At 66.2% G+C, this 8620-nt stretch carries 10 protein-coding genes and 1 pseudogene; 3 read left to right on the forward strand and 8 right to left on the reverse strand.

Annotation, left to right across the window (positions count from 1 at the left end):
- Window positions 1–144: 144 nt before the first annotated feature.
- From DK926_RS24375 to DK926_RS24385, 3 genes and pseudogenes are all read left to right on the forward strand, one after another.
- Window positions 145–378, forward strand: a pseudogene (locus DK926_RS24375) (ANTAR domain-containing protein); the annotation flags it as partial.
- 262 nt (window positions 379–640) lie between these two features.
- Entirely contained in the window at window positions 641–1018 is a 378-nt protein-coding gene (locus DK926_RS24380) for an STAS domain-containing protein (protein ID WP_114332542.1), read from the forward strand.
- A gap of 69 nt (window positions 1019–1087) precedes the next feature.
- Window positions 1088–1564 (forward strand): ATP-binding protein, encoded by a 477-nt coding sequence (locus DK926_RS24385; RefSeq protein ID WP_114332543.1) that lies wholly within the window; start codon window positions 1088–1090, stop codon window positions 1562–1564.
- A 536-nt stretch (window positions 1565–2100) separates the two neighbouring features.
- Here the strand turns inward: DK926_RS24385 and DK926_RS24390 are convergent.
- The 8 genes from DK926_RS24390 to DK926_RS26910 all read right to left on the reverse strand — a co-directional run bounded on the left by DK926_RS24390 (window position 2101) and on the right by DK926_RS26910 (window position 8273).
- Entirely contained in the window at window positions 2101–2346 is a 246-nt protein-coding gene (locus tag DK926_RS24390; RefSeq protein ID WP_114332544.1) for a hypothetical protein, read from the reverse strand.
- Between the two features lie 148 nt (window positions 2347–2494).
- Window positions 2495–2704: a hypothetical protein gene (locus DK926_RS24395; protein ID WP_114332545.1), complete on the reverse strand. Its 210-nt coding sequence runs from the start codon at window positions 2702–2704 to the stop codon at window positions 2495–2497.
- A gap of 245 nt (window positions 2705–2949) precedes the next feature.
- On the reverse strand, window positions 2950–3624 hold the full coding sequence (locus tag DK926_RS24400) for a TetR family transcriptional regulator (protein WP_125833459.1): 675 nt from the start codon (window positions 3622–3624) through the stop codon (window positions 2950–2952).
- A gap of 221 nt (window positions 3625–3845) precedes the next feature.
- Entirely contained in the window at window positions 3846–4559 is a 714-nt protein-coding gene (locus tag DK926_RS24405) for a GAF and ANTAR domain-containing protein (protein WP_114332547.1), read from the reverse strand.
- Between the two features lie 526 nt (window positions 4560–5085).
- A complete protein-coding gene (locus tag DK926_RS24410) occupies window positions 5086–5709 on the reverse strand; it encodes a maleylpyruvate isomerase family mycothiol-dependent enzyme (protein WP_114332548.1) in 624 nt (207 codons plus the stop codon).
- A 745-nt stretch (window positions 5710–6454) separates the two neighbouring features.
- Window positions 6455–7039 (reverse strand): DUF3618 domain-containing protein, encoded by a 585-nt coding sequence (locus DK926_RS24415; protein ID WP_114332549.1) that lies wholly within the window; start codon window positions 7037–7039, stop codon window positions 6455–6457.
- Window positions 7036–7458, reverse strand: a complete 423-nt coding sequence (locus DK926_RS24420) for a phage holin family protein (RefSeq protein ID WP_243637006.1) — start codon at window positions 7456–7458, stop codon at window positions 7036–7038. The genes DK926_RS24415 and DK926_RS24420 overlap by 4 nt, the downstream gene beginning before the upstream one ends.
- Window positions 7455–8273, reverse strand: a complete 819-nt coding sequence (locus DK926_RS26910; RefSeq protein ID WP_207890905.1) for a hypothetical protein — start codon at window positions 8271–8273, stop codon at window positions 7455–7457. The genes DK926_RS24420 and DK926_RS26910 overlap by 4 nt, the downstream gene beginning before the upstream one ends.
- Window positions 8274–8620 lie beyond the last annotated feature (347 nt).

Raw genomic sequence — 8620 nt, forward strand, 5'->3', positions numbered from 1 at the left:
GGTGACCGAGGACAAGCAGCTCTATCGTGCGATCGCTGATTTGGCGCGGTCCATGCATCATTCGACTACTGCTGACCCGGTGACCCAGGATGCGGTCCTCGGCGAGCGTTCGACAAACACACTATCGAGCAAACCGAGCCATTGGCCGCGCACATCGCGGTCGGGATCTCGATGACGCGCCGCGACGAACAATTCCGGTCCGCGCTCGCCTCCCGCGACATCATCGGACAAGCCAAAGGAATGATCATGGAACGGTTCGACGTCGACGCGCTCCACGCACTCCAGATGCTTCCCGCCCAGTCACAGAACAGAAACACTCCCGTCGCCGCCCTCGCCGCCGAACTGGTCGAGACCCGCCGAACACCGCGGAAGCCGTGACAATCCCCGCCCTGAATTTTCCGGTCGCGCGTCGACCGGGGCAGGGGCCGATGAACGCCCCGGCGTCGCCATGCGACCCGGGACGCTGCGAGTCGCGAAAAAAGGGGGGCGGGTTTTTCTCGGTGGCGGACAGCACCGAGCGCAGTCCTTTGACGCGGCCTGGCGTGGTGAAAGCTCAGCGCCGAGTCCTGGGGACGTTAGGGTTGCTGCACAACCGATACCCGAACGGCGGGTGTTGCAGAAAAGGTGGTGTGTGCCCCTCATGACGATCGACGACGCCGGCGCCGGATCCCTCGAGGTGTCGGTGACCCAGCACGAGGAGACGATCGTGCTCTCGGTGCGCGGTGAGGTGGATCTGGTGACCGCCCCGCAGCTGACCGAATCCATCGACGCCGTCCTCGCCGAGCACGCCCCGCCGGCGTTGATCATCGACCTGACCGATGTACCGTTCCTCGCCTCGGTCGGTATGACCGTCCTCCTCGACGCCAGCCGGCGCGTCACCGACGCCACCGAGTTCGCCGTCGTCGCCGACGGGCCCACCACAGCGCGGCCGTTGACACTGCTCGGCCTCGACCAGGAAATGACTCTCTACACCGATGTGGCTACGGCCGTGGCGGCGCTGTCCCCGACCGAGCGGTGACCGAGTAGCCGACGATGAACGGGCGGGGTCCGTGGAGTGAACACCCCACGTACGGGGTATCGGATCGGCATGGCTGACACAGCGATGCCCACCGGTGCCACCGGGTCGCCGTCGCCCCCGATCGAACTGATGATCGCGGACGTCCCGGCCACCCCGGACAACGCCGCAGCGGTCCGGCACACCCTCTCCTCCTGGCTCACCGCCGCCGGAATCGACCCCGACCGGCGCCCCGATGTCGAACTGGCCGTCTACGAAGCCCTCGCCAACACCGTCGAACACGCCTACCACGACGCCCCCGCCCCAGCGCCGGGAACATTCACCGTCCACGCCTGCTACCCCGGTGCCGGACACGTGCTGGAAGTAGCAGTCAGCGACCACGGCCGGTGGCGAACACCGACACCGGACCCGGTCCGCGGCAACGGATTGCCGCTGATCACCGCCGTGACCACCGGTTCGGAAGTGACCCCGTCCGGCGAAGGAACCACCGTCACCATGCGCTGGAACACCGATGTACCGGCACAGGTCGGCGCCACGAACGCGAGATAACGCCCGAATGACCGGGAGCGGCGCGATGCCTGCCGCCGCAGCCGTAGACGCCTTCCCGAACCGCCGCGGCGAAGCCCCGTGTGGACTCGTCCGGCCGAGGCGCCACGACGACAATCGCACTAGCTCACGCCGCGTCAGATCGCTGCCACGCTTGCGCGCCTGCCTATCGAGGTGTCTCTCCGTGTATCGAAAATAGTCAATACTCTTCGATACAGACGGTACCGCTCCGGGGTTGTTCATCAACGAGGTGCAAGAACTCGAACCTGCACTGCTGCAGGTGATTCCGCGACCCAGCACCGGCCGGCGCAGCGCGAATGGCCGTTCTTCCTCTTCTGCGGGCCTTCCAGCTTCAGTGGCAACCAACATCGTTCCGGGGCCGCGGTCACCAATTTCTACGGACAGAACACCCCATCCCAGGGGAGAACGCCCGCTGGGTTGGCGTCATCGCCGCCACGACCACCGGGCGCTCGTAGCCCGGCACCGCCGCACCCTCGTCCCGGCCCGAGCCGAGGAATGGCGTACGCAGCTGGAGGATGTCAGGCGATGTCTTCGTTCATGCGCAGTCGGCGGCTGCACATACGCAGCAGGGCTGCGACTGCGGCGCGGTCGAGATGCGGCGGACGCGCGGGACCACGGAGCAGAGTATCGAGGCGGGCGAAGAATTCACGCGGGCTGATTCCGAATCCGACGACGATGTCCTCGGCCGGTCCGCCGCCATAGGGCAGCCACCGAAGTGCGAAGTCGATGATGCGGTCGTCCTCGCTGCGCCCGGCCTGCGTCATGGTCCCAGTATCACCCGGCGCGGGCCACGGCGCCCGGTGACCCGCCGATAATGCACGTGTGGGGGCAGGCTGCCCGCCAGGCGGTCGGGCCCCTGTCCGGATCGCCTGATCGACAAAGTGTTCAGTGGGGAATTCTGCGAACTTCAGGTCAGAGAATTCGGGCGAGTCGGCGGCGGGCGTCACGTTCGACGAACAGGGGCACGAAGTCGCGGATCGCGCCGCCGTCGAACCGGCGATGCGCAGCCGTGATCGCCTCCTCGACCGCCGCAGCCGAGATGGAGGCGAATTCGACGGTGAGGCGACCGCGAAGGTCGCCGAGTGCGCGCTGTTCCTCGGCCGAGACGGCTATTGTGCTCATGTCTGAACAATGTCGTAATTGGTGACTCGTTTCAAGGGGGCCGGACGCAGTTACTTGCCTGTCGTTCAGTACCGGATCGGACATGACGCAGGTCGGTGCCACGCAGCACGAGTGCGCGCCGACACCGGTGCGGTGAAGCTCACATACGAACAGCATGTGTGTTCGCCTGTGCCGGGAATGGGGTGATCACATGCGACGACCAGGCGGTGCACCGGGCCCACATCCTCACTCCCATCCCACTGGCTTCACTGCGGCGGTTGCGGCAGGACCGCGTGAAGTACTCGTGCGGCGTGGTCGTGACCGGCCTGGCCTGGGTGGGTGAGCGGATCGGCTGCAACACACAACCCGGCCACGGCGCCGACGACGAGGGCAGCGATGTCGGCGGCGTGAGCGCGGTCCTCGAGGGCGGCCGCAGGCGTGGAGAGGGCGGAGGTCACGAATGCGCCCCAGAGAGCGTAGATGCTGTCGAGTCCGGTGCGGTGCGCGATGGGCGACATCTCGAGGCTGTGCAGTGCCCGCGCCACGGGATCGGTTGCTGCGTCCTCGAGTACCGCATGAGCGAACTCGCGCACTCTGGCCGGCCCCGATTCGCGCTGGTGGTGCGCGGGATCGGCGCACCACCGGGCAGCGCGGCGGTGTCCTTCGCGGTAGAGCTGCGCCAGCAGATCGGCGCGATCACGATATCTACGGTAGAGCCGGGCCCGGGTGATGCCGGTGACCTCTTCAATGTCGCCGACAGTGACCGCAGATATTCCTCGCGACAACACGATCCGGGCGCACGCGTCGGGCACTGCGGTGAACGAGCGCGCCGTATCCGGCCGTTGCCACGTCGAGTCGCCCGTGTCGTCGTCGATACGCGGTATCACTTCTTCGTTCATCCCCGTCGTCGACCTCGGCGGTGCATCATCGACTGTGGACACCACGGTATTGAAACACCCGCGGCGGACGCCGGCCCGGTGCAACTGACCCAGGCCGGCCGTCGAACGCACGGCGATATCGACTGGCCGCTGTTGTGCGCGAGAAGTCTTGCCGAGGTGTTCGGCGCCGCATTCGACACACACCGCCCGCGGTCGACGACCTATACACCCCGTTCGACATACGTAGGAAGCGCCCAGCACACACGACTGTCGAGGGCGTCTGGCTAGTCGGTCTGCGGAGGCGACGATTCGGATCCGAGACGAACCAGCTCTGCAGCCAATTCGGTGACCGGCACGTTCTGGGTTTGAGACAGTTCTCTGATCAACTCGAACGCGTGCACGGCGTCGATGCGGTAACGCTCCATCAACATCCCTTTCGCTTGGCCGATCAGATCACGGGAGGCAAGCCCGGAGCTGAACTGTTCGGCCTTGTTCGCGGCGTAGAGCGCCACCGCGGCGTGGGTGGCCAGTACCGCACCGAGTTGCTCGTCCTCATAGCTGAACGCATTCGCCTCGCGTGCGAACAAGTTCAGGGCGCCGATCGTGTCATCGCTGGCGTACAGCTGGAACGACAAGCTGCTCGAGATTCCGGCTTCGACGGCAGACGGACCGAACGCCGGCCACCGCGGATCGGTACGAAAATCGTCGCAGCGCACGAACGCCGCGGTACGCGCGGCATCGACGCAGGGGCCTTCACCGACACGTTCTTGAAGTTCGTCCAACCGCACCGGTAGATCACTCGTCGCTGCATGCGACCGATACTTTTTCGCGCCTTCGACGATCAGAACGTCGGCGCAATCGACCGCATCGATCAACGCAGTTGCACTGGCGGTCACCCCGCGCAACGTGTCCTCCACAGAAGAAGGAGCGAAGAACGTCCTCGTCATCTGCGCGATTACACGGCTGAGATCGACACGCGGGCTTTCCTCGCTGTTCATCATCCGACCCTACGCTCCGGTCCAGCCGCGATGCCTCACCGGGCAACCGACAACCCAGCAGCCGCGGCTCTGTCTGCTGGTGCGTCCATGCCCGGACAAACGGCTCGCACGCTCCGCTGATTCGTCCGTCAGCGGACGGCGCCGATCGACAATCACATCAGCTGAAGAAACGTGGCTGAGCCGACGACAGCCGAATAGTGGACAAGTCGGAGGTTCGCCGTAGGACAGCGATGTTCCGTGTGGGCGCGCGATGGCGTTGCTGCTGCTGCGCGCCAGGACAGACTGCAACGCTGGACATCGAACCGCCGATAGCGCCGTCGTCTCGGCGCAGGCCGAGCAAACGGGTGATCGCCCAGCACGGTGAGGGCGGCAGGCGGGGTCGTCGGGACACTCGACAGTCGGGTGTGCCGCCGCGCCGCGGCAGCGATCCGAACCGGCAGCGACGCTTGCTGGTCGAGGTTGTCGTGTGTCAGCTGTGCAGCACGACGCGGATCGACTGCGCGCGCAACTGTTGTTGTCGGTGCATCTAGTGGCACCGAGAAGCGAGCGTGGCCAAGCCTGGACCGTGCAAGTCTGCGGTCGCGTGTCGGCGTCCGGTCATCGCCATCAGCAACGCTTCTGCAGGCCCACGTACTGTCGGACCTCGACCGTGGGACCAATCGAGGTCGGTTGCAGAAAGGGCCAGTCCGCGTAGTCGGACGGCTCCCCGGATCGGTGGTGCGTAGAGCGCAAACCGCAACGCGACCAGAAGTCGGTCCGAGTCGATGATTCTGTGCAGCCCGAGCGGTCGGCGCACATCTTGTTGATGAATCAGTCCATCCACCAATGCGATTCGGCCGCCGAAACCGGCGGTGAGACCCGTGGGACGTTCGTGTCGACGAAACACCTCGACCAACTCGTCGGGCTGCGAACTCGCGAGGGAGTCCACGCCGAGCTGGTTGATGCGGGCGGGCGCGAATCGTGCCTCGACATACCGCTGGATGAGGCCGCGGCGATCGAGCACATCGAAGCTGATCGTGTGTGCCGCGACGTCCTTGACCGACCATCCCGAGCACAAGCTCGGCGACGACCACTGCTCGCTGGTCAACCCCTCCAGCAAATCGGCGAAGTCGGACCGCTCCGCACTAGCGAGAGCCATGTAGTGAGCCATGTAGTTCAGCCCTTTCTGTCACTCGAACTCGAACCTGTCCGAATTCACCTCGCAGCTATTGAACCGCACTTCGGACGCGTCGGCTGTGTTCGTAGCGTCCACCGGATCCGACTCACAACGCCGAGCGCCGAGCGCGTGACACGCCGCGTGCCCGTCGGACCTTCAGCTTGAGGCAGCAGGACGAGCGCCTGGCAGCGCCAGCGATGGGGGGAAGCCTGATGTGAATCGGGTCCGTCGAACCCTCGATTCGCGCCGCTGGAGACTCGGCACCGGAGTTCTCTGTGTATCTGCGGCCTATCGACCTGCGTGCCCGAACACCGACTGCTGACCGCTCTCGCATCCTCCGGGTACGACGAGCTCTTGTGAACGACAACAGATTCGGGCGTTAAACGGACGCATCGAACGACCAGCGGATGGCTCCGCTTATTGCACACACCGTGCACGCGTTCGCGGCCCGGCCACCAGGGAATGAATCGGGTGTACAGCACGAGGCTGGTCGACCTGGATGCGGTCGTCGAACTCGCCCCGGCGGAGATATGCGAGCTGTTCGAAACACCTCGGGCACGTCCGAGACGGAGCAGCGGACACTCGGCCACGACGGCCGGCGACACCGCCCGGTTCGGGGGGGCGATGCGCTGAACGTGGGTTCGCCGGGTGTGCGGGCTGCCTGGCGCCGCTGGTGCCGGGCAGCCCGCACTGACGGCTGTGGGTGACGGTGGTTGGCTCCCCGCCGTGAGTGCTCGTGTCAGGCGTCTTGGACGTTCTCGCGCGCTTGCTGTGTTCGAGTGCGGACATCGCCGGCGGCGTCGGCGCTTTCGTCCTTGACGGTGTGCGCGGCATCGGCTGCGGTGTCTTTGACCGACTGCGCTGCGTCCTGGGCTGGCTCGGCCAGGTTGTGTGCGACGTCTTTGGCGGCGTCGGCGGCTTCGGAGACCAGCGGCTCGGCGTTGTCTTTCACCGTCTGCGCGAGCTCGTGCTCCTTCTCCGAAGCGGGAATGAGCGCCGAGACGAGCAGGCCTGCTCCGAACGCGATCAGCCCTGCCGCGAGCGGGTTGCCCTGCGTTCGTGATCGCGCTGCGGACGGAACCGACGACGCGGTGTCCGCGGCCGAGGACACCGCTCCGTGCGATGCGTCCGCGGCGTCGTGGGCAGACCCCATCACACGATCGCGCAGACCGGCTACCGATCCGGTCACCCGGCCCACCTTACGGCGGGCCATGGTGGCCGGATTCGCCTCGTAGGCAAGGGAATCGACATCGGAACTCAGGGTGCGGCGGGTGCGCTCGATGTCGGCGCGGATCCGGTCGGGTTCGGAACTGGGGGTGGTCATGATCTCTCCTGGGGGTGCGGGGTCAGGGCGTCGGGAATGTCTTTGACCGTCTCGGTGGTGCGGGGTAAACCTGTGGCTGTGCGCAGCGCACCTCGCCCGGTGACAGCGAGAACGGCTGCGATGACGGCCCAGATCACCGCCACGACGAGCGCGGACCAGCCGCGGCCGATCGCGTTCCCCAATGCCCACCACAGGGCGATCGACAAGAACAGCGTGACGAAGAATCCAGCCAGCGCCGCCCCGGTGAGCATGGCGGCGCCTTTGCTGGCGCGGGTGGCGGTCTGTTTCGCTTCGGCTTTGGCGAGCGCAAGTTCTTGCTGCATCAGCAGCGACAGATCTTCACCGACCGCGGACAGCAGTTCACCGATCGAGGGCGGGTCGGGAACGTGGTCGCCGTGGGTACCGGCTGGAGTGCTCACGGCTGCAGCCCCGTGTTGGGGGCCCGGTAACCCGGTTGCGCGGTATAGCCGGTGTTCTGGATCGGCCGCTCGGTGGGCGAGACGAATTCGCTGCCCGCGTCCGGGGGGAACTGGCCGACCGGCTCGGCGGCGGGCACGATCGGCCGCGCATCCGACGGACGCTGCGGAGCCGGCGGCGACGGTGTGTGCGGCACCTGGTCGCGGCGCTCTGCCTGCGGCGAGGTACCGGTGTCGTCGGCGAGCAGACCGCGCCCGAGTCGGCCGGCGAGCAGGCCCGCTCCCGCGGCGATCGCCAGGAACGCACCCGGCCGGCGACGAGCGAAGCGGGTGACCTCGTCGAGCACATGACCGGGTTCGCGGTCATCGAGCCACGACGCAACAGAACCTGCCCGGTCGGCTACCTGATGGACGAGATCGCTTGCCACACCCGGGTTGTCACTGGACTGGGCAATCGTGCCGAGTTCGTCGCCGAGCGCTCTGAGCCCGGACGCGAGCCGCTTCTGCTGGGCCGAGGCCTGCTCGGTGAGTTCGCCTTTGGATTGGTGCAACAGCTCTTTGGCTTGGTTCTTCGCCTCGCCGGCGACCTGCTGGGCTTGTTCCTGCGCGACACCGGCAACGTGTTTGCCGGCGTCGGCGGCGCCGCCGGCGACCTCGCCGGCTTGGTGCGCGGCGACGCCGGCGGTCGAATGGCCGCCGACATCTGCTGCTTTCGGGTTCACGGCGTGCTGCGGTGACGAAAAGCTTTGCGGCACGGCAGATTCGGGATAGTGCGGGTCGGAAGTGTGTTCTGGAGGAAAGGAGGTCGAGTCAGTCATGTCGATCCCAACTGTTGTTCGAAAGAGACAGATGTCGGGTGGAGTCGGGCGCGTGCGCGACACCGAACTGTCATATCCACAGCGGCGCACACTGCTGTACGACCGAGCTGCAGTGACACCCGCATAACCCCATCGGCGGGGATCAAACGTGTGGCCTCGATGCGGCGCGGGGCGCCGAGACGGGCGACTGTCGATCGTGTACTGAAGTACCCCAGGTTTAGTTCCGTTCTTTGTAGGAGGATGGAGCTATGCCACGTCAGTACCCGCCGGAGTTCCGGCAGCGAGCAGTGCGCATGGTGGAGACGGTGTTGGAATCCGACGCCGAGCTCTCGGAGTTCGAGGCGATT

It is taken from the genome of Rhodococcus sp. Eu-32 (assembly GCF_003336925.1).
Lineage (GTDB): Bacteria > Actinomycetota > Actinomycetes > Mycobacteriales > Mycobacteriaceae > Rhodococcoides > Rhodococcoides kyotonensis_B.

Bases quoted from the DNA above. Each gene is read 5' to 3' on its own strand.
- DK926_RS24380 (WP_114332542.1), top strand. From the start codon at position 641: ATGACGATCGACGACGCCGGCGCCGGATCCCTCGAGGTGTCGGTGACC.
- DK926_RS24385 (WP_114332543.1), top strand. From the start codon at position 1,088: ATGGCTGACACAGCGATGCCCACCGGTGCCACCGGGTCGCCGTCGCCC.
- DK926_RS24390 (WP_114332544.1), bottom strand. From the start codon at position 2,346: ATGACGCAGGCCGGGCGCAGCGAGGACGACCGCATCATCGACTTCGCA.
- DK926_RS24395 (WP_114332545.1), bottom strand. From the start codon at position 2,704: ATGAGCACAATAGCCGTCTCGGCCGAGGAACAGCGCGCACTCGGCGAC.
- DK926_RS24405 (WP_114332547.1), bottom strand. From the start codon at position 4,559: ATGAACAGCGAGGAAAGCCCGCGTGTCGATCTCAGCCGTGTAATCGCG.
- DK926_RS24410 (WP_114332548.1), bottom strand. From the start codon at position 5,709: ATGGCTCACTACATGGCTCTCGCTAGTGCGGAGCGGTCCGACTTCGCC.
- DK926_RS24415 (WP_114332549.1), bottom strand. From the start codon at position 7,039: ATGACCACCCCCAGTTCCGAACCCGACCGGATCCGCGCCGACATCGAG.
- DK926_RS26910 (WP_207890905.1), bottom strand. From the start codon at position 8,273: ATGACTGACTCGACCTCCTTTCCTCCAGAACACACTTCCGACCCGCAC.